21 protein-coding genes are annotated in these 18,530 nt (G+C 53.6%); 10 read left to right on the top strand and 11 right to left on the bottom strand.

Annotated elements, in window-relative coordinates; genetic code table 11:
- Positions 1-224: 224 nt before the first annotated feature.
- On the bottom strand, positions 225-728 hold the full coding sequence (locus BJU60_RS07625) for a GNAT family N-acetyltransferase (RefSeq protein ID WP_070328291.1): 504 nt from the start codon (positions 726-728) through the stop codon (positions 225-227).
- Between the two features lie 79 nt (positions 729-807).
- Here BJU60_RS07625 and BJU60_RS07620 point away from each other — a divergent pair, with 79 nt between their 5' ends.
- On the top strand, positions 808-1,188 hold the full coding sequence (locus BJU60_RS07620; protein ID WP_070328290.1) for a VOC family protein: 381 nt from the start codon (positions 808-810) through the stop codon (positions 1,186-1,188).
- Between the two features lie 29 nt (positions 1,189-1,217).
- Here the strand turns inward: BJU60_RS07620 and BJU60_RS07615 are convergent, their stop codons facing one another.
- Entirely contained in the window at positions 1,218-1,523 is a 306-nt protein-coding gene (locus tag BJU60_RS07615; protein WP_070328289.1) for a winged helix-turn-helix transcriptional regulator, read from the bottom strand.
- A gap of 117 nt (positions 1,524-1,640) precedes the next feature.
- On the opposite strand from BJU60_RS07615, the gene BJU60_RS07610 reads away from it, so the two are divergent.
- The 3 genes from BJU60_RS07610 to BJU60_RS07600 are packed head-to-tail and all read left to right on the top strand — an operon-like array spanning position 1,641 to position 4,229.
- Positions 1,641-2,132 (top strand): lactoylglutathione lyase family protein, encoded by a 492-nt coding sequence (locus tag BJU60_RS07610; protein ID WP_070328288.1) that lies wholly within the window; start codon positions 1,641-1,643, stop codon positions 2,130-2,132.
- A 2-nt stretch (positions 2,133-2,134) separates the two neighbouring features.
- The gene (locus BJU60_RS07605; RefSeq protein WP_070328287.1) at positions 2,135-3,115 is read left to right on the top strand and encodes a zinc-binding dehydrogenase; all 981 of its coding nucleotides are present in this window, start codon (positions 2,135-2,137) and stop codon (positions 3,113-3,115) included.
- Between the two features lie 49 nt (positions 3,116-3,164).
- Positions 3,165-4,229, top strand: a complete 1,065-nt coding sequence (locus BJU60_RS07600) for a threonine aldolase family protein (protein ID WP_070328286.1) — start codon at positions 3,165-3,167, stop codon at positions 4,227-4,229.
- A gap of 54 nt (positions 4,230-4,283) precedes the next feature.
- On the opposite strand, the gene BJU60_RS07595 is transcribed toward BJU60_RS07600, so the two are convergent.
- On the bottom strand, positions 4,284-5,465 hold the full coding sequence (locus tag BJU60_RS07595; protein WP_070328285.1) for a TsoY family (seleno)protein: 1,182 nt from the start codon (positions 5,463-5,465) through the stop codon (positions 4,284-4,286).
- A gap of 343 nt (positions 5,466-5,808) precedes the next feature.
- On the opposite strand from BJU60_RS07595, the gene BJU60_RS07590 reads away from it, so the two are divergent.
- The 5 genes from BJU60_RS07590 to BJU60_RS07570 all read left to right on the top strand — a co-directional run bounded on the left by BJU60_RS07590 (position 5,809) and on the right by BJU60_RS07570 (position 9,737).
- A complete protein-coding gene (locus tag BJU60_RS07590; RefSeq protein WP_070328284.1) occupies positions 5,809-7,002 on the top strand; it encodes an FAD/NAD(P)-binding oxidoreductase in 1,194 nt (397 codons plus the stop codon).
- 17 nt (positions 7,003-7,019) lie between these two features.
- Positions 7,020-7,577: a hypothetical protein gene (locus BJU60_RS07585; protein ID WP_070328283.1), complete on the top strand. Its 558-nt coding sequence runs from the start codon at positions 7,020-7,022 to the stop codon at positions 7,575-7,577.
- 120 nt (positions 7,578-7,697) lie between these two features.
- Positions 7,698-8,723: a PAS domain-containing sensor histidine kinase gene (locus BJU60_RS07580; RefSeq protein WP_083274058.1), complete on the top strand. Its 1,026-nt coding sequence runs from the start codon at positions 7,698-7,700 to the stop codon at positions 8,721-8,723.
- Positions 8,710-9,351, top strand: coding sequence for a response regulator (locus BJU60_RS07575; RefSeq protein ID WP_070328282.1), 642 nt, complete (start codon positions 8,710-8,712; stop codon positions 9,349-9,351). Before BJU60_RS07580 ends, BJU60_RS07575 begins: the two co-directional genes overlap by 14 nt.
- A gap of 14 nt (positions 9,352-9,365) precedes the next feature.
- Complete coding sequence (locus tag BJU60_RS07570; protein ID WP_021066029.1) at positions 9,366-9,737, top strand: YidH family protein; 372 nt, start codon at positions 9,366-9,368, stop codon at positions 9,735-9,737.
- 43 nt (positions 9,738-9,780) lie between these two features.
- Here BJU60_RS07570 and BJU60_RS07565 read toward each other — a convergent pair whose 3' ends face one another.
- From BJU60_RS07565 to BJU60_RS07540, 6 genes are all read right to left on the bottom strand, one after another.
- Complete coding sequence (locus tag BJU60_RS07565) at positions 9,781-10,281, bottom strand: SRPBCC family protein (RefSeq protein WP_070328281.1); 501 nt, start codon at positions 10,279-10,281, stop codon at positions 9,781-9,783.
- A gap of 88 nt (positions 10,282-10,369) precedes the next feature.
- Positions 10,370-12,655 (bottom strand): bifunctional glutamate--cysteine ligase GshA/glutathione synthetase GshB, encoded by a 2,286-nt coding sequence (gshAB, locus tag BJU60_RS07560; protein ID WP_070328280.1) that lies wholly within the window; start codon positions 12,653-12,655, stop codon positions 10,370-10,372.
- Entirely contained in the window at positions 12,639-13,967 is a 1,329-nt protein-coding gene (locus tag BJU60_RS07555; protein WP_070328279.1) for an MATE family efflux transporter, read from the bottom strand. The genes gshAB and BJU60_RS07555 overlap by 17 nt, the downstream gene beginning before the upstream one ends.
- A 131-nt stretch (positions 13,968-14,098) precedes the next feature.
- Positions 14,099-14,509: a hypothetical protein gene (locus tag BJU60_RS07550; RefSeq protein WP_070328278.1), complete on the bottom strand. Its 411-nt coding sequence runs from the start codon at positions 14,507-14,509 to the stop codon at positions 14,099-14,101.
- Between the two features lie 200 nt (positions 14,510-14,709).
- On the bottom strand, positions 14,710-15,174 hold the full coding sequence (locus tag BJU60_RS07545) for a hypothetical protein (protein WP_070328277.1): 465 nt from the start codon (positions 15,172-15,174) through the stop codon (positions 14,710-14,712).
- Positions 15,171-15,380: a helix-turn-helix transcriptional regulator gene (locus BJU60_RS07540; protein WP_070328276.1), complete on the bottom strand. Its 210-nt coding sequence runs from the start codon at positions 15,378-15,380 to the stop codon at positions 15,171-15,173. Before BJU60_RS07540 ends, BJU60_RS07545 begins: the two co-directional genes overlap by 4 nt.
- A gap of 118 nt (positions 15,381-15,498) precedes the next feature.
- Between BJU60_RS07540 and BJU60_RS07535 the strand changes: the two genes are divergently transcribed.
- Entirely contained in the window at positions 15,499-16,431 is a 933-nt protein-coding gene (locus BJU60_RS07535; RefSeq protein WP_070328275.1) for a ring-cleaving dioxygenase, read from the top strand.
- A 71-nt stretch (positions 16,432-16,502) separates the two neighbouring features.
- Here the strand turns inward: BJU60_RS07535 and BJU60_RS15005 are convergent.
- A protein-coding gene (locus BJU60_RS15005; RefSeq protein WP_438802339.1) for an IS3 family transposase occupies positions 16,503-17,830 on the bottom strand; the annotation gives its coding sequence in 2 pieces (ribosomal slippage) (positions 16,503-17,458 and positions 17,458-17,830; 1,329 coding nt in all).
- 113 nt (positions 17,831-17,943) lie between these two features.
- The gene (locus BJU60_RS07520; RefSeq protein ID WP_070328272.1) at positions 17,944-18,384 is read right to left on the bottom strand and encodes an RrF2 family transcriptional regulator; all 441 of its coding nucleotides are present in this window, start codon (positions 18,382-18,384) and stop codon (positions 17,944-17,946) included.
- Between the last annotated feature and the right edge of the window lie 146 nt (positions 18,385-18,530).

Here is an 18,530-nt window from a genome sequence, read left to right as displayed (position 1 = left end):
GTTATAGCCAGTTTAGTCCGAAACGGCAAGGACGTACAGCGTCGCCCCGAGGGCACGCCGACTCCCGGGGGAACAGCGGGCAAGGCGAGACCCAGCAGCGACATCGTCGCGATGCGGCTCGCTGACCGCCCCCAGGAAAGCGGCGTGCCGGACAGGGCGGCTTTAAAGGGCAATGAAAGCAGAGGAGCGCCATCCCATCCGGGATGACGCTCCTCTGCTCAAAATTATTTGAAGTTTTTCAGTGCCCTCAATCTATCCTGAGGGCGCTTTTTGCGTTCTAATGCGATGAAGTCGAACGTACTCCCGTTCGTGTCTTGTTGAAACGAAGCCACTTGTCGAAACCCGCAAGCTTCATACACGCGAATCGCCCGCACGTTGAACGTGGCAACCGACAAGGTGATACGATTTGGGTCGAACGTAGATTCGATGAAATCAAGAATCGAGGTGACGAACGCTCGTCCGGTCCCATTTCCGGTCAGACCTGGCTTCATGCCTAAACCGAGGTCAATCGTATCGGCGTCTGTTTGATGCACGCTAACGAAACCGACCAGTTCGCCATCGTTCGTGATGGCGAATACCGATTGCCCTCGTTGTTCGGTGTCTAAAAACTCGGCCAAGTCGTCTTCGTCAGCCTCCATATCGTAAAAAGCATACTCTCCATCGTAATGCCAACTGAAGGCGATTGTTTCGGCCTGCGCTTGTGTCATCAAAGCGAACTTATACGTCATAGTGATTTCCTCGTTTCAAAAGGATGGATAGGTGCTACACTTTCGATAGTACCATCAATTCAAGAAGTGAGGTGACCACATGGGAATCAAACTAGATATGGTCGGCATCGTCGTCGAGGATATGAAGCGAGCGCTCGACTTCTATCGGCTGCTCGGACTGTCGATTCCAGCATCAATGAACGGGGAAGCGCACGTTGAAGTTGACGAAGGCGGCGTCCGGCTCGCCTTTGACACAGTCGAGGTCGCGGAGTCGGTGTATGGGGAATGGAAACCGGCATCGGGGCATCGGGTCGAGCTCGCTTTCCTGTGCGACAGCCGTGAAGCGCTCGATACACTGTTTGAAGCTATCTTCAAACAAGGATACGTGATTCATCGTGAGCCGTGGGACGCGTTTTGGGGACAACGTTACGCCATCGTCGTCGATCCGGACGGGAACCTCATCAGCCTATTCGCGTCATGACAAAACCCTCGCCTGGACTTGGCGAGGGTTTATTCGTCTCGGGTTTCGCCCCAAGAGCAGAGCGCCTTCATCGCTGGTTGCAGGCTAAACGCCTCCTCGGTGAGGGAGTATTCGACGTGGAGCTGTTTGTCGGTCGAATAGTCGTCGCGTCGGACCATGCCGAGCTGTTCGAGTTCGCGCAGTTGGTCGGTCAACACTTTGCGGCTGACGTCGGGGATGGCGCGCTGAATCTCCGAGAAGCGGCGCGGGCCGGTCTCGAGCGTGCAGTACACTTGTGGACGCCATTTACCGCCGATGATGTCGAGCGCCTTGTTGACGGGGAACGGGGTCGTCATGTTCAGTTCGCCTCGCTTTCGGGTAGTTACTTCAATGTGCGTACTTTTTTTCTTGCTACGATGAAGGTATCTTATCGTTATCGACCCAAATGAGCAACCAAAAAGGAGCGGATCAATTTGACTTATCCACGTACATTCTCACATATCGGGCTATCAGTCCCCAGTGTGACGGAAGCAGTGAAATTTTATGAAGACGTGATGGGCTGGTACACGATCATGCAACCGTCGGACGTCGTTGAGGATGACTCACCGATCGGCGTCATGTGCACCGACGTGTTCGGCCCGGGCTGGGGCAAGTTCCGCATCGCCCACATGTCGACCGGTGACAAGATCGGCATCGAGCTGTTCGAGTTCCCGAACAACGAGAAACCGGAGAATAATTTCGAGTTTTGGAAAACAGGCATCTTCCACTATTGCGTCCAAGACCCAGACATCGAAGGGCTCGTCGAGAAGATTGTCGCCCACGGTGGCAAACAACGGATGCCGATCCGCGAGTATTACCCGGGCGATAAGCCGTACCGGATGGTGTACTGTGAAGATCCGTTCGGCAACCTCGTCGAGATCTACTCGCATTCGTATGAACTGACATATTCGGAAGGAGCGTACTAATCATGAAAGCATGGCTACTTGAACAACCTGGCCTAGATAATATGAACCTCGGGGACATCGAACGACCGACCCCGGGAGCGGGCGAACTGCTCATCAAAGTCGAAGCGGTCGCCTTGAACCCGGTCGACTATAAAGTCGGCACGAACGGCAACCCGAACTGGGCATACCCGCACATCCTCGGCGTCGACCTCGTCGGCGAAGTCGTCGAAGTCGGATCGAGCATCGCCAACATCATCACCGGCTCCCGCGTCGCCGTCCATACGAGTCTCGCGAACAACGGAGGCTTCGCCGAGTACGCTGTCGTCGACGCCCGTGCTTGTGCCGTCGTACCGCAAGACGTGAGCGACGAAGCGGCAGCAGCCATCCTCTGTGCCGGCATGACGGCGTATGAAGCAGTCATGCAGAAGCTGAACACGCGCGACAAAGAGACGATTCTCGTCCACGCCGGAGCGGGCGGGGTCGGCGGCTACGCGATTCAGCTCGCGAAAAAGCTCGGTCTCAAAGTATTCACGACGGCATCGCCGGAAAACTTTGATTGGGTCACATCACTCGGTGCCGACGTCGCAATCGACTACAACGTCGAGGACGTGACGGAACGAATCATGGAACTGACGGACGGCCGTGGTGTCGATCTAATTTTGAACACTGTCGGCCGCGACGTGGCAACAGCCGATCTCGATCGCCTCGCCTTCAGCGGACAGCTCGCTCATATCGCCGGTCCGCCTGACATGTCGAACATGAAAGGGTTCACGCTGTCACCATCGATCCATGAAGTCGCCCTCGGTGCGGCCCATGCGAGCGAAGACGAGCGTGCGATTCGCAACTTGGCGTATATGGCCGAGGAGTTGATGAAACTGCTCGAAACGGGTGAACTGAACGACCTCGTCACCGACGTATTGCCGTTCGACCGCTTGAAAGACGGACTCGAACAGCTTCAGACGCGGAAAGTACGAGGCAAGTTGATCGTCCGCGTACGCGACTAAATCTTGGCCTCTTGTCTCGTGACAAGGGGCTTCTTTTGGAGGGGATGACATGGATTTACGGACGTCATATCAACAGACGACGCATCAACTGAGCGGGCACGGGAAACGGAACGTCGGCGTCTTACAGCGCGCGTTTGAGCAAGCCGACCCGGAGCAAACGAGCGACCATTATGGGACGGGCGAGGTCATCGAACAATTCGAACAAAAGCTCGCCACGCGGCTCGGGACGGAAGCCGCTGTCTTCTTTCCGAGCGGCACGATGGCACAACAGATCGCCTTACGCATCTGGTCGGACAAGACAGGGAATCGAAGCGTCGCCTATCACCCGCTCTGTCACTTGGAGATTCATGAACAAGACGGGTTGAGACAGCTGCATCACCTCGAGCCGCTTTTGATCGGGGGAGCGGACCGATTGATGACGCTTGAAGAAGTGAAGGCGTTACCGGACGTCGCTTGCCTGTTGGTCGAGTTGCCGCAACGTGAGCTCGGCGGTTATTTGCCACCGTTTGATGAGCTTGAAGCGATCAGCCGGCACTGCCGGGATCGGGGGATTCATCTGCATCTCGATGGGGCCCGCCTGTTCGAGACGTTACCATATTATGAGAAGACGGCCGAAGAAGTATGCGCCTTGTTCGATAGCGTCTACGTCTCGTTCTACAAAGGGATCGGCGGTGTCGCCGGGGCGATTTTGGGCGGACCGAAAGCGTTCTGTGACGAGGCAAGAATCTGGAAACGGCGCTATGGCGGCGACTTGATCGGCTTATACCCGTACATCACCCCGGCCGACTACTACTATGAGCTCAGGAAAGACCGAATGGGAACGTACTACGAACATGCCAAAGCGCTCGCAACCCGGTTCAATGCGCTCGACGGTGTCTGGACGACGCCGGATGTGCCGGTGACGAACATGTTCCACCTTCATATGAATGGGGACGCAGAAACCGTCTCGAATTGGATCGAGCGTGTCCAAACGGAGACAGGCATCGGCATCACCGGGTACGTCGTGCCGCATGACGGTCATTGTTCGACCGAGATCAGTGTCGGGGATGCGTTTTTAGACATCGATACGTCTCGGCTCGACAAGTTGTTCGAGGTACTCTCCCATCAACAATAACAAAAGCCCTGAAGAAACAATCGTTTCGACAGGGCTTTTGTTGAGGAACGATGCTTACGCGGCCTCAAGTTTGGATACGTTTTTTCGTAGTGAAAGGTGTTTGACCGACAGTGTGATGAGCCATTGGATCGTCTTCGCTTGGACGAATACGAGCGGTGACAAGATGACGTAGTGCATCAGACTATGCGCTGTGATGAAGTCGTTTTGAACGAGTCCCCAGTGGACGAAGAACATACCGAGGACAACGTAGGCGACACCTGGGCAGATGAGGCCGAAGCTCGCCGCGCCATCAGGCTGTTCGTTGAAATAGTCGAGACGACGCAATACACGGAATCCGATCAAGCCGACGGCAGTGCTCGCCATGAACAGGAAGCCGAGTACGACGAACAGTAGCGCCGTGTTGACATGTGTCTCGAGTAGCCGGTGCGACACCATCGAATAGATTCGAACGAACGTGATTCCAGTGAGCGTGAAGATCGGAATCAGTAACCAGACGGTCGGTGCGCCAGGTTTGGCCAGACCTTTCGCCAATACGGCACGTAAACTCATACCGCCGAAGAAGAGGAGGATACCGCTGACGAGCGCTAAGAACAAGAGGGAGGCGACCGTCGATGTGACATAGACCCATGGTGTCGTCGACATCGCGGCAGGGCTCGCTAAACCGACAGCGACCATGACAAACGCGAACGCTCCTAAAAATTGTCCGAATTGATTCAAGTTGTCGACCGGGAATTTACCGTTCGCCATAACGTTGGAGATGTACTGAACATAAAGCACGAGCGCGTAGACGCCGATTGCCAAGAATGCGAGCAAGGCGAACGGGAAGAGTGATTGGACGTTGGCCCATAGTCCAGGGACGAACAAGGCGCCGAGAATGAACACGACGTTGACGCTCATCGCGTATGTAAGCGGTTCGGCCATGACCGCCACTTCACCCGGAGTGCCTTTGAGAGCCTGATAAGCCGACGTTCGCTTGTACGTGTGGAACGAGCGGACGTTCCAAATGAGCAGGCGGAAATGGTTCACCGCGAGCGCCAAGATGATGAGGGAGACAGCGACAACGAGAATTTGCGCAGTTCCTCCTTTCTCAAACGTGGCCCGCAAATGATCGAAATGGGGGAGTGGTGAATCCGGATGCGGAATCAAAAACATGAAATACATAAAGAACGAGACGGCGAGCCCGCCGTTACCGAGTGCTGATAAGAAGTAGAGCGGATGATAAGGTCGTTGTGTCATTGTGAAAAAGTCCTCCTAAAAAATTAGATAACCAATTTATACCCCCTATGGTATAATGGAGTCAATACTTTCCTCGTCAAATGAGGGGAATCCCCTATGCCGTTTTGATGAGGAAATCACGTCGGGTGAAGTGATTTAACTCACAGATTGACCCAGGAAAACAACTGGGGCACTTCATGACTAGATGACGACGATCATAGTTGCGTCCTATAGTCCGGGAGAAATTGAGGGACTTCCCCTATATAAGTTGTATGCGCTTTCAACTATGCTGAAGGCGTGGGTAAGTTCACTGAATTGACATAATTTTGTCGGTCATCTACGGAAACGAAAGGGGAATTGCTTTATGCGTACTCATTATCGAGTTGTCATCGTCGGAGCCGGTACCGGAGGGATTAGCGTCGCTGCGCGCCTGCTTCGTGAAAAACATCATTTAGCCGATGAGGTTTTGCTGATCGATCCTGAAACGAAACACTACTATCAACCGCTTTGGACGCTCGTCGGAGCCGGAGCCGCGAAAAAAGAAGAGTCGGAGCGAGACATGGCGACACTCATCCCAAAAGGTGCGAAATGGCTTCAGGACAAGGTAGTCAGCTTCGACCCAGAAGCCAATCAAGTCGAGACGGCTGTCAACGGGACGATTTATTACGACTACTTGGTCGTCGCGTCGGGGATTGAGATCGATTGGGGTCGGATCAAAGGATTAGAAGCAGCGCTTGGGACGAAACAAGTATGTAGCAACTACTCGTATCAACACGTCGACTACACGTGGGATACCCTTAGGGGTTTTGAGGGCGGTACCGCGTTGTTCACGCACCCAGCATCACCTGTGAAGTGTGGCGGGGCCCCGCAAAAAATTATGTATATGGCGGAAGACTACTTTGTGAAAACAGGTGTCCGCGATAACAGTAAAATCGTCTTCGGATCGGCCAACCCGGCTATCTTTGATGTTGCCAAATATCGGACGGCGCTCGAAAAAGTACTCGAACGAAAACGGATTGACACACATTTCCGTGTCAATTTAATCGAGATTAAAGCAGACGACAAAGTCGCTGTCTTTGAACAGTTAGATAGCGGTGAAACGTTCGAGATGCGCTATGACATGATTCACGTCACGCCACCGATGCAAGCACCGACATTCATTCGAGAAAGCAAGCTTGCGGACGCGGGCGGATGGGTCGATGTCGATATGTACACGCTTCAACATAAACAGTATAAAAATGTCTTCGGACTCGGTGACTGCACGAATTTACCGACGTCGAAGACCGGTGCCGCGATTCGGAAACAAGCGCCCGTCGTCGCTAAAAATGTGGGCGACCTCATGTATGGCCAAGTTCCGGTCGCGTCGTATGACGGCTACTCGTCTTGCCCAATCGTCACAGGCTACAACAAGCTTATCTTGGCTGAGTTCGATTACGAGAAAGTACCACAAGAGTCGATGCCGTTCAATCAAGCGAAAGAACGCCATAGCATGTATATCTTGAAAAAAGACTTTCTTCCAGTCATGTATTGGAACGGGATGTTGAAAGGGACGATGTGAGAAAGGGGGAGAAGACGATGGAACGTACACCAACGAAAGAACAGACATTAGAATCTGTGTTGACGCGGCCGGACGTCGAGCAAGCGCTCGTCTCCCTCGTCGAACGATTGCCCGAGATTGAGAAGTCGCTTCGCCGCCTCGAAGACGCTGTTGATTTCGGGATGGCGACGATGAACGACCAGCAAGTGAGACAAAAAGTCGATACGCTCCTCGACTCATCGAATTTACAAGTCGAGACGCTCGAGGCGGCGGTCAAGCTCGCCGAGAAGTTGCCGATGTTGCTCCAGGTGACGAACCAGCTTGAACAAGTACTCGCCTTCGCACAAGACGTCTACGCGGACGAGCAGACACGAGAACTGATCGGTCAACGGGTCGATGAATACGTCGCACCGGTAAAAGGGAAAGCCGACGCCACGCGTACGATGCTCACCGAAATCCGAGCACGGGCTGAACGCGATGACCGCAACATCACGTTGTTCTCGCTCGTTCGTTGGCTGAAAGAGCCATCGGTCCAGCATGGCCTCAAGTATATGCAGGCGACGGTCGAAGTATTGTCCGAACAAACAAAAAAATAATGAACCGGTCCGGACGTGAATGCATCACGTCCGGTTTCTGTATGCTCAAATAGTTGGCAACAATTACCCGCGGGGGTATGATGGGGGAAACGAGAAGGCAGACAGAAAGGAGGGGGCGGATTGGCACTTCAAGATTTTGAACGCCAGATCTTAAATGTCCTAAAAGACGGGGTCATCGTGATGGACCATGATCGAAACATCATCACGATGAACGAGGCAGCCGAACAATTGACCGGGTGGCGGCTAGGAGAACCTGTCCCGTACTGTTCATTTTGTCAACGACGTGAAATCGGTCCGGACGAAGATCGATGCTACTTGATCCAACATGAGCGCTCCCCGTACTTCACGTCAGAGATGCCGACATATTCGGGAAAGATGGTCGACGTGGAGATGAATACGGCGCGAATTTTGAACGATCCGATATCGGGTGCGACGTACTATTTGCTCGTGCTTCGCGATTTTACGGAACGCAAGCGCCGGGAAGCGCATGCGCTTCGCGAACAGATGGTGTGGGAATTGATTCGAGCCCGGGAGGAAGAGCACGAACGGCTCGCCCAAGAACTCCACGACGGGGTCGGTCAATCGTTGTTCAGCATCGCCCTCGCCCTCGGTGCGCTCCAGTCCGATGTATCCGACCCAGACAAAAAAGACTACATCGAATCCGTACTCGCCGAAGTGGGCCGACTGATCGATAACGTGCGCGGCTATTCGAAACAACTGCGCCCGATCGAGCTGGATCAATTCGGACTCGGCTCGGCGTTGAACGTGTTAGTTGATAGTTTTGCCACCAGATACCCGCTCGTCACGTTTCGGACCGACATTCGTTTAGCTGACCGCTATGAGCGCGTCATCGAAATCAACGTGTATCGCATCGTCCAAGAGGCGCTCGTCAATAGCATGAAGTATGCACAGGCGAGTACGATCGATTGCCGCATCGTCGAGCATGACGGACAAATCGATGTGCTGTTTAAAGATGACGGGAACGGGTTCGATCAACAACGAGTGGCGAAAGGATTAGGGCTTCGTCATATGGAAGAACGGACGAAAACGATTCACGGTACGTTTACACTCGAATCAGTCATCGGACAAGGCACTGAAATTTCAGTGTCCGTTCCGATTGAGCGAGGTCGCTATGACACCGATTGATGTGCTGATTGTCGATGACCACGAACTCGTCCGGCGTGGATTGAAGTTGATGTTTCGTCCCTATAAAGACATCAACGTTGTCGGGGAAGCGGCCGAAGGGACGACAGCCATCCAGGAAGCGATGCGGACGATACCGGACGTCGTCTTGCTCGACATCACGATGCCGAACGGACTCGACGGATTTATGACGGCAAAAGCGTTAGCGCAAGAAGTACCGACCGCCAAAGTCATCCTGCTCACGATGCACGATGAGGAGCTTTACATCAAACGCGCGCTCGAGCTCGGTGTGCCCGGCTATTTATCCAAAAATAGTGATCCGGCCCAGCTCGTCGACGGCATCAAGCAAGTGATGGAAGGGAAGCGTTACTATGCAACGTCTCTGTCGGAAGCGTTTATCGAGAAAGCAGCATCGCAAAAGACAGAGTCGGTGCTGACGCGGCGTGAGTCGGAAATTGTACGTTTGACAACGCTCGGTTACGGAAATATCGAGATTGGAGAGAAACTCGGCATCAGTCCGAAGACGGTCGAGAACCATAAAGGACGCATCATGCAGAAACTTCAAATCAAGCATCGACACGAGCTCGTCCAGTTCGCGTTGAAAAATCGGTTGATCGACTACGACGGCTAGAAAGAGGGGAAGTTATGAAACTAGATTTAGAGAAGACGGTCGATTCACAGTACATTCAACAGCACCTCGCCAACGAGCGGACGTTCCTCGCCTGGATCCGGACGGCCATCACCGTCATCGGGATCGGCTTCCTCGTGACGAACTTTCATTACTATCGAAGTGAGAACTTGAGCGGGGCCGAGCATCAACTGATCACGGCGATCGGCATTTTGTCGATCATCTTCGGTATCGCGACGATCCTCGTCGGGACACGGTCGTACTTGAAGAAAGTGCACACGATCAACTCGCAGCAGTTCAAGTCGGCGAAGATGAGCCTCGTCGCGCTCGCCATCGGGATGGTGTTCATCTTCACGCTCATCTTGATTGTTAGTTATTTTCTGTTTTAACAAAAAACCGCCCGCATCTCAACCGAGGTGCGGGCGGTTTTGGTTATCTCGAGACGATGGCGTTGAGACGATCGAGTTGTGACGAGAAGCCTTCGACGGCGCCCATTTCGACGACCTGTTTGAGAGCAGCATCGTCTGTGAACTCGGAGCGGCTGACGAGCAACGTCCCGTCCGGAATGTCGATAAATTCGTTCGTGATCGTCATGACCGGGAAGTCGGGATTGACGTTCCCCGCCTCGTCTGCAAAAGCATCAAGGTAGACAATCCGGGAATGGGGATCGATTTCAAGGAACGTCGCCTTGCCCCATGACTCCATCCCGACATAATCGACTTGGTCCTCATCGACACAGGTCATGCAATAATGCCATGTCCCACCCGGTTCAAACTCAAACGTGCGGATGTCTGTTTTCCATCCCGCAGGTCCCCACCACGCCTCTAAGTGAGCCGGGCTTGAGAATGCCTCGAACACGAGCTCACGTGGCGCTTTGAAACTCCGCTCAACAACCAACGTCTTACCTTCGACGTGCGATTTGACGGTTCCCATTTGAAAGACTCCTCTCTAGAGAAAGTACGGTACACCGACTTGAAACGATGTAGTCCTTATTCCCGAATTGAGCGTCCTTCCAACCTGATCAGTCAAACAACAAATCGAGCACCGTCTCGCCGATGGGACGTTCTTTCCCTTCGTACGGGAAGGAATGGATATGGATGGCCGGGTTGAAGTTCAATTCGATGATGCCGTAGTCATTTTCTGCGTCAAGCGACGGGATCATCATATCGACGCCGCAAATCGTGGCACCGATTGCTTTCGCCGAATCGACCGCGACCTGTTTATAAAAGTCAGAGATTTGGTCCGTATAGTCGATGCTGTCGCCACCTGTGCTAATGTTCGAGTTCTCGCGCAAGAAGACGCGTTCGCCGTCAGCGAGGACGCTGTCAGGAGTTTTGCCTTGCGGACGCAGGAACGATACGACGATGTCGTCGATCTCGATCTTCTCGAGCGGTGTCTTATAGCCTTTGCCGCGGAGCGGATCCTCATTTTTCTTCGCAACGAGCTCGCGGATCGTCGAGACACCGTCCCCGGTCACATTCGCCGGGACGCGGTGCAAGATGCCGGCGACCTTATCACCGATGACGAGGAAACGATATTCTTTCCCCGGTAAAAACGTCTCGAGCAAGACGACGTCGTCGAACGTGTTGGCATGACGGAACGCCTCGAGCGCCTCGTCGAGCGTCGTCCCGTCTTTGAAGATGTGGATGCCAATCCCGAAGTTCGTCGATTTCGGCTTCAGGACGATTGGCTGAGCGGAAAACTCGGACCAGACGTTACGCAAGTCGTCTTCACTGCGCAACTCGACACCCCCAGGGACGTGGATGCCGTGTTCGGCGAGCACATGTTTTGTCACCGTCTTGTTTTCCATCATCAGCACCGACACGTAGTTATCTTTCGACGTTTTCGTCGCTTGTCTGACGTACTCGACCCGATTGCCGTGACGAAGACGGATGAATTGGTCGTCCCGGTCGACGACATCGACCGCGTAACCTCGTTTTAAGGCCGACTTCATCAAAATTTGCGTCGACAGTTCCATGTCCGTATAGCCGTGCATCCGGAACCGGTTGGCGAACGCATCTTCATAATACGTCTCGGCTTGGCGGAGTGACCAGGTCGTATAGCCTTCGTCGGTCATGACTTTTGTCAGCCGGGCCGAGTAGGTCGCTTCGACGTTGTCAATCCGTTCCCGGACGGACGCGAAGACGTCAGCAAAACCGAGGTCGTGTTGCGCGTTGAACGACTCGATGTCAGCGACGAGGTCACGGGCGAACGTTTGCAGAGCGACCGGCTCGCCATCACGTTCGAGGACGAGTGACGGCGATAGTCCCTCTTTGGCGACGAGCTGTTGGTTACGGAACGCCTCGGCTTGCCAGTCCGCGAAGTCAGTCTCGTCTTTCAACGCTAAATAGAGCAAGAAGACGTGCAGGAATCGCAAATCATCGAGTGCGATACCGGTCTTCTCGAACGGATTGAGGTCGATGTTGCGAATCTCGATATAATCGATGCCGTTCTTCTCGAGCCGGTCGAGGTCATTTCCGCCGCGTGACGTCTTCAGTCGAATCGGCGAGTACAGCTCGTTCGGGTTGGCGATGTCGCCTTTGGCGATCAAACGGCGGACGCTACTCGCATAGTCTGGGAGCGTCGCATAGTTCGGATAGAGCGGTTCGACGTTCGTATAACCGCAGTCACTATTTCGGTACGACAGCGCCGTCGTATTCGAGTAGACGTCCTCGTTCAACGCCTGCATTTGGCTGACGCAACGTTCCTCGTAGCTCGTATGGACGGCAGGCGTTCCGCCGAGCAAGTAGACAGCGAGCCAGCGCAGGCGCAAATAGTTGCGGACGAGCTTCAAATAGAGCTCGTTTTTGAAGCGGTCATATTGCTCGGGAGACCCTTCATATAACGCGGCGATCAACTCGTCCGAGAACGAGAAGTTGAAATGGATCCCGGAGATGAGCTGTTTTTTCGCCCCGTACTTTTGAAGCAGATGTTCACGGTAACGGCCGGCCTCAATACCGGAACTGCCGAAGTCGGCGAGCGGGATGACGCCGCCGTCCGGCAACGGGCACGGCATCGACTGTGGCCAAAGCCGCTCGTCGCCGATATTTAGCGCCGTGATGTCATAAAGCGTCTCTAAAAAGTTATGTGCCGCTTCGACGGTCGGGAACGTCGGCGTGATCAGTTCGATCTGGCTCTCGGAAAAATCGGTCGTAATATACGGGTGCGTCGCTTTGTCGCCGAGACTTGACGGATGTTTCGTCACGGCGAGCGTCCCGTCTGTTGTCACACGTAGCATTTCGCGTTCAATCGCGAACCGTCCGCTCGTGAGAAGTTGCTTGGATAATTGCTTAAATCGCTTCTGCAAGTGAAGTCACTTCCTTTTTCTTTAGTCGAACAAATAGTGCCGAGACGAGCCCTTTAACGATGCTCGAGATGGCGATACTCCACCAGATGGCGTCGATGCCGAGATACGGCTCGAGGAGGATAGCGAGCGGGATCCTAGCGACGGTGAAGACGATAGAGATCATCGCCGGGATCTTCGGTAGCCCGAGTCCGGAGAAATAACCGTTCCCGATCATCTCGAGCGAGGCGAAGATGAGGGAGACGCTGATGATACGTAAATAGCTGGCCCCGATTTCAATCGTAGTCGGATCATCGACGAAGGCGCGGATGAGCACGTCCGGGAAGAAGAGGAATACGAGCGTGATCAGCCCGGTATAGAGCATACCGAGGTGCGTCGTCACGCGATACCCTTCGTGCACGCGTTCAATCTGTCGGGCGCCGATATTTTGGCCGGTATAGCTCGCAATCGCCCCGTTCAGTCCGCCGATCATCATGTAGGCAATCGACTCGATCTGTAGGCCGATGCGCTGGGCGGCGATTGCTTCCGTCCCGTACGATCCGATCATGCGGGCGAGAAAGATACTGATGACGGTAAAGAGGACGCGTTGTGTCGCCATCGGGAAGCCGAGGCGAACGATCTCTGTATAGTCCGCGCGAACGGGTTCGACCGTCTCGTCCCAGTCAAAGAGCGCGCGAGCCCGATGCCAGAAGAAGCCGAACATGACGGCGTTGGCGACGAGTGTCGCCAGACCGGCCCCGAGCACGCCGAGACCGAGCGGATAGATGAAGAGCGGCGACAAGATCATGTTGAGCGTGACCCCGGTCGCATTGATCCGCATCGCTGTCGTCGTATTGCCGAAAGCGCTGAATATGCGGGCGTACAGCAAGTTGAAGAACGAGAACAACAGCATCGGTGCGCTTACGAGCAAGTAGCTGTAAGCGAGCCGCTCGACGGTTGGTGCGTTCATATTCAAAAAGCCGATCAGCGTCTGACCAAAGGCGACGAGGAGCGTCAAGAAGAACAGGCCGAGGACGAGGTTACCTCGTTTTCCGGCCTTGACGTAACGTTGGATCAACTGTTGGTCCCGCCTGCCGACGGCTTGCGACACTTTGATGCCGGCGCCGACGACAAGTAACGATTGAATCGCCTGGCCGAGCATAATATAAAAACTGGCCGCACCGATACTGGCGACGGCGTCGCTACCGAGCGCACCGACCCAAAACATATCGACGAGACTATACGTGAACTGTAAGAGCGAACTGCCGACGAGCGGAAGGGCGAGCGCCAAAATGACGCTCTGCACACGTCCGGTCGTCAAATCGACGGTTTTCACAAGACAAGACTCCTTCAACGAATTAGTATATAACCATTTAGTTATATATAAGCACGACGAGACAAAATTGGCAATCACGACGCCCGACTCGACGAAAAATCGACACAAAAAAAGGAATTCGAGGTGAATTCCTAACCGAGTTTTGGTATCACAAAAAAGCGTTTCTTGTCTTTGAAACTTAAAACTTGTTCAAATTCTTCGCCTTCATTGCGCCATTTGATGCGTAACGTGTACTCAGAAGAGTCTGTTGGGACTTCACCAAAATAAATAAATTCCGTTTGGTCCGTAGCTGCCAAGTCGATATATTCATGAGGAGACCAATCTAAATCGCCCGTCAGGAGTTGTCCATCTCTATAAAAATCAAGAGCGGTGATGTCGCCCTTCATCCCGTCCCAGTACAGCTGACCTCGCCAAATATTCTTAATCGAGTTCCCGACATCGTATTCCGCTTCCCATTGTCCATCACTTGAGCCTGCATATAGCTTTGAAGGCAACGTAAGCGAAACGCCGATCCAAACCAGCAGAATCAATCTGAGGACCACCAATAATCATGTTGGTGTATTCATAGCAATGACCTCCACTTTCACATTGTGATGATGTTATATTCTGTAATCGATAAATATAACCCTCTAAAGGACATGTGGTTTTGACACCGGCACGTGCAAAAGACAAAACTGACCAAAATGGCATATGTCGCGCCACTTTAGTCAGTCATCGGCTTCATCGGTTTGGAATGAATTTCTTAATGAGTATAGGCCCGAATCCAAGTCGTCATGTAAACGAGCGTCGAGATGATGAGTGTCGAGGCGAGCGCGTAGATCGGGTAGGTCGGGAGCGCGTCTTCGAACAGCGGATAAAACATGAACGACGACATGAGCAGCGGCACCGATATTCCGAATGAGACGTAGGCCGCTTTCGTCGCTTTCGCCGTGATCACTTGTTCGCGTTCATCGACGTCACTGAACTCGGTCATCCGGATCGACCATTTCCAAAAACTCATGTCGCGATTTGGTCGGGTGTTGAACGAATAGACGCTCCATACAATAAAGAAGCCGACTAGCAACAACAGCGGCACCATGTTAAATTCGATTTCGAATCGCTCGGTTTCAATAACCGTGGTCACATCGGACACGAACGAGCTGAATAGAAATGCCATCAAGATGTACAGGATAATGCTGGAGATGGACTGAATGACGACATGTTTCAAATTGTTTCCTCCTCAATCGTAAAAATCGATTCGACCGGTTCCTCGAACACGCGGGCGATTTGCATCGCCAGCAGGAGCGACGGGGTGTAGCTCCCTTTCTCGAGCGAGATGATCGTCTGTCTCGTCACACCGACCTTGGCCGCAAGGTCGCCTTGTGTCAATTGATGCCGGGCCCGCAACTCTTTGACGCGATTGACTAATGGCATGGTGCCACCTCATTTCTTGTTTCTAGTTATAGTGTAAAGTAAACTTTACTTAATGTAAAGCTGACTTTACTTATTTGCGGGTGGTACAATAGAACCAAATGTGGAAGGGGGGAGGTTGATGAAGGCGATTTTAGGACAGCATCATGTCTCGGCGATGACGGGGGATGCCAAGAAAAACTTACGATTCTACACGGAAGTTCTCGGGATGCGGCTCGTTAAAAAGACGGTCAACCAAGATGATCCGTCGATGTATCATTTATTTTATGCGGACGAGACGGGCGCGGCGGGGACGGATTTGACATTTTTTGAGCTGCCGTTTCTCGGGCAGACGTATCGAGGAAGCAGCAGCATCTCGCGGACGGCGCTCCGCGTGCCGGCAGGGGCGTTGCCGTACTGGCTTGAGCGGTTTGCTGCGTTCGGTGTGCTGCATGACGAAGTGACGGCCGTGCTCGGACGGCCGACGCTCTACTTCGAGGATGAAGAGGGGCAACGGCTCTGTCTCGTGGAAGGCGGGACGGGTACGCCGTGGAGACAGGGGCCGGTCTCTGCTGACGCTGCCGTCTTCGGTCTCGGATTTAGCGAATGGACGGTTCGGCGACCGGAGAAGACGGAGCGGGTGTTGACGGACCTGCTCGGCTATCGCTTTTCGACCGAAATCGAACGGGACGGTCAAGTGGTGCGTGTCTTCGAGACGGGTGACGGAGGTGTGGGGACGGAGATTCATCTCGTCGGGCGTCCCGACCTACCGTCGGAACGGCCGGGACGGGGCAGCGTCCATCACGTCGCGATTCGCGTCGAGGACGATGCCGAGATGGGGCGTTGGGTCGAGCGACTCGATGCGTTCGGCATTAGTCATTCCGGACTGGTTGACCGCTACTATTTCAAATCGATTTACTTCCGCGAGCCGAGCGGCATCTTGGTCGAGCTCGCGACCGATGGACCGGGGTTTGCGACCGATGAGCCCGTCGAAACGCTCGGGGAACGCCTGGCGTTGCCGCCTTTCTTAGAGCCACGCCGAGCAGAGATTGAGAGAAAACTGAAGCCGATTTAACAACGAAACCCGACAGACTAGTTTGAACTGAGCCCCGTAAAATGGACAGTTTAATAAAAAGCCCACGTGTTCTATGCGGCGATCAGATGGCCCCGATATTGTTCCGGGGTCATCTTTTTTAGGTTCCATTGACCGCGTTCGCAGTTGTAATAGCTTATGTAGTCACCGACCATTTCTCGGACCTCCTCGAGCGATTTGCACGAGCGGTTGGTGACATAGTCCTTCAAATGACCGAAGAACGATTCAATTGGTGCGTTGTCGAGACAGTTTCCCCGACGTGACATGGACTGGACCAGTCCGAGGTCACCGACGAGTTGCTGGTAGTCTGGATGTGTGTAGTGGAAGCCTTGGTCCGAATGAATCATCGCCTCAGGATGCAGGTTCCCTTGGAGGTGCTCTTCGAGCTTTTCCATCGTCTGAAAGACGAGGTCCATGTGAAGGCCCATGGACAGCTTATGTGCCACGATCTCGCGTGTGGCGACGTCCTTCACACAAGACAAATAGACGTTCTCGCCGGAGGCGATCGGGAGATAGGTGATGTCGGTCACGAACACCTTCCCGGGCTCGCTCTGTCGGAACTGGCGGTTCAACAGATTCGGCACGACGCGATGCTCGAGCGTCGCTTTAGCTAGTTTTCGATAAGGGCTCATCTTTCGGATTTTGGTGACGATGTTATACTTGCGCATCAGTCGGAGGATACGCTTATGGTTGATCCGGACCCCGAGGGTCGCGCGCACCTCCATGTACAGTGCCCGATAACCGACTTTGCCACCGTGGCTGTCGTGAATCTGCTTGAGTAGGGTCGCGTCTAGGTAATCACGCTCTTCCCGGAGGGACTCTGCCTCGGCTCGGTTCAACCAGGCATAGTAGCCACTCCGACTCACGCCAGCGATCTCACACAGTGGACGGACGAGGTTCTTCAGCTGCGCGATTCGGATGATGGTATTGATGACCTGATATTTCTCTGCCGGTGTCAGTTCGTTCGTTTCGCCTGCCCTTCTAACTTCTCTAGCTTTTTTAAGAGTTCATTTTCTGCCGTCAGGTATTTGATACGCGCCTCTGCCTTCGCTAACCGTCGCTCCATCGACTCGTCTGTTTTCGGACGCCCGCCTCCCAGAGTCTTCCCACGTTTGTTGTTCAGGAGACCGTCTTCTCCGTCCGTTCGGTACGTCCGACGCCAACGCTTCAACGAAGACTTCGCCTTCTCTTTCCCGATCACCGTCAGGTCGAACCCCGCCTCTGTGAAGATCTGTTGGGGTCCTTTGCCGTCCATGTTCTCACGCACGGCCTTGACCTTAAACTCGGCGGTGTATTGAATCGAGCGTTCTGATACGGAGGCGACGTTCGGATTTTCTTCAAGCCGATTGATTTGATGGATGTTGAAGGTGATTTTACTCATGATTGTTTCTCCCGTCTGAATGAATAGGTTCATTATAGCGATTCGTACGCACACGAAAAACCCCGAGTGAGGGACTTTTTCAAGTGTCCATCATTCGGGGTTCAGTTCAGTTTTTAGTCCGTCGGGTTTTTTATGCCTAAAAGCATGGCCAGTTCATTCGTTCGGTTCGCCATCAGGTCGGCGATCGTGTAACGGTCGAGCACGTGCAGGAAAGCGAGCATCGCCTCGTTCAAGACGCTCCGAAGGTCACACGCCGGTGCGATGACACAGCGGCCTTCGCCGAAGCATTCGACGAGCTCGAGCGGCTCCATCGTCCGGACGACGTCACCGACGTTGATGTCTTCCATTGGGCGGGCGAGCCGGAAACCGCCGCCGCGACCTCGTACCGATTCAAGATAGCCGTGTTTCCCGAGCTCATAGACGACTTTCATGACGTGGTTCTTTGAGATTTGATATTGGTCAGCCACTTCTTGGATCGTCACGAGACGATGGGAGAAGGTGGCGCTGTACATTAATGTTCGGAGTGCGTAGTCGCACGTTTGCGTGAGCCGCATGATCGTTCACCTCTTATTTGTCCATTGTACAAGACATTTCTTGAAAGCGCGACGATGGAAGATGTGAAAAAAGCGTGGCGGAATCAAGGCTAAAAGTTGAACTTCGTTTTAAACAAGTATTTTATATATTGCTTTTACCGTGACGA

This window comes from Exiguobacterium aurantiacum, from assembly GCF_001766415.1.
Lineage (GTDB): Bacteria > Bacillota > Bacilli > Exiguobacteriales > Exiguobacteriaceae > Exiguobacterium > Exiguobacterium aurantiacum_A.
This window is presented reverse-complemented; position numbering and strand designations above follow the sequence as displayed.

Bases quoted from the DNA above. Each gene is read 5' to 3' on its own strand.
- BJU60_RS07520 (WP_070328272.1), bottom strand. From the start codon at position 18,384: ATGCGGCTCACGCAAACGTGCGACTACGCACTCCGAACATTAATGTAC.
- BJU60_RS07590 (WP_070328284.1), top strand. From the start codon at position 5,809: ATGCGTACTCATTATCGAGTTGTCATCGTCGGAGCCGGTACCGGAGGG.
- BJU60_RS07615 (WP_070328289.1), bottom strand. From the start codon at position 1,523: ATGACGACCCCGTTCCCCGTCAACAAGGCGCTCGACATCATCGGCGGT.
- BJU60_RS07570 (WP_021066029.1), top strand. From the start codon at position 9,366: ATGAAACTAGATTTAGAGAAGACGGTCGATTCACAGTACATTCAACAG.
- BJU60_RS07595 (WP_070328285.1), bottom strand. From the start codon at position 5,465: ATGACACAACGACCTTATCATCCGCTCTACTTCTTATCAGCACTCGGT.
- BJU60_RS07605 (WP_070328287.1), top strand. From the start codon at position 2,135: ATGAAAGCATGGCTACTTGAACAACCTGGCCTAGATAATATGAACCTC.
- BJU60_RS07535 (WP_070328275.1), top strand. From the start codon at position 15,499: ATGAAGGCGATTTTAGGACAGCATCATGTCTCGGCGATGACGGGGGAT.
- BJU60_RS07540 (WP_070328276.1), bottom strand. From the start codon at position 15,380: ATGCCATTAGTCAATCGCGTCAAAGAGTTGCGGGCCCGGCATCAATTG.
- BJU60_RS07565 (WP_070328281.1), bottom strand. From the start codon at position 10,281: ATGGGAACCGTCAAATCGCACGTCGAAGGTAAGACGTTGGTTGTTGAG.
- BJU60_RS07600 (WP_070328286.1), top strand. From the start codon at position 3,165: ATGGATTTACGGACGTCATATCAACAGACGACGCATCAACTGAGCGGG.
- BJU60_RS07585 (WP_070328283.1), top strand. From the start codon at position 7,020: ATGGAACGTACACCAACGAAAGAACAGACATTAGAATCTGTGTTGACG.
- BJU60_RS07620 (WP_070328290.1), top strand. From the start codon at position 808: ATGGGAATCAAACTAGATATGGTCGGCATCGTCGTCGAGGATATGAAG.
- BJU60_RS07575 (WP_070328282.1), top strand. From the start codon at position 8,710: ATGACACCGATTGATGTGCTGATTGTCGATGACCACGAACTCGTCCGG.
- BJU60_RS07625 (WP_070328291.1), bottom strand. From the start codon at position 728: ATGACGTATAAGTTCGCTTTGATGACACAAGCGCAGGCCGAAACAATC.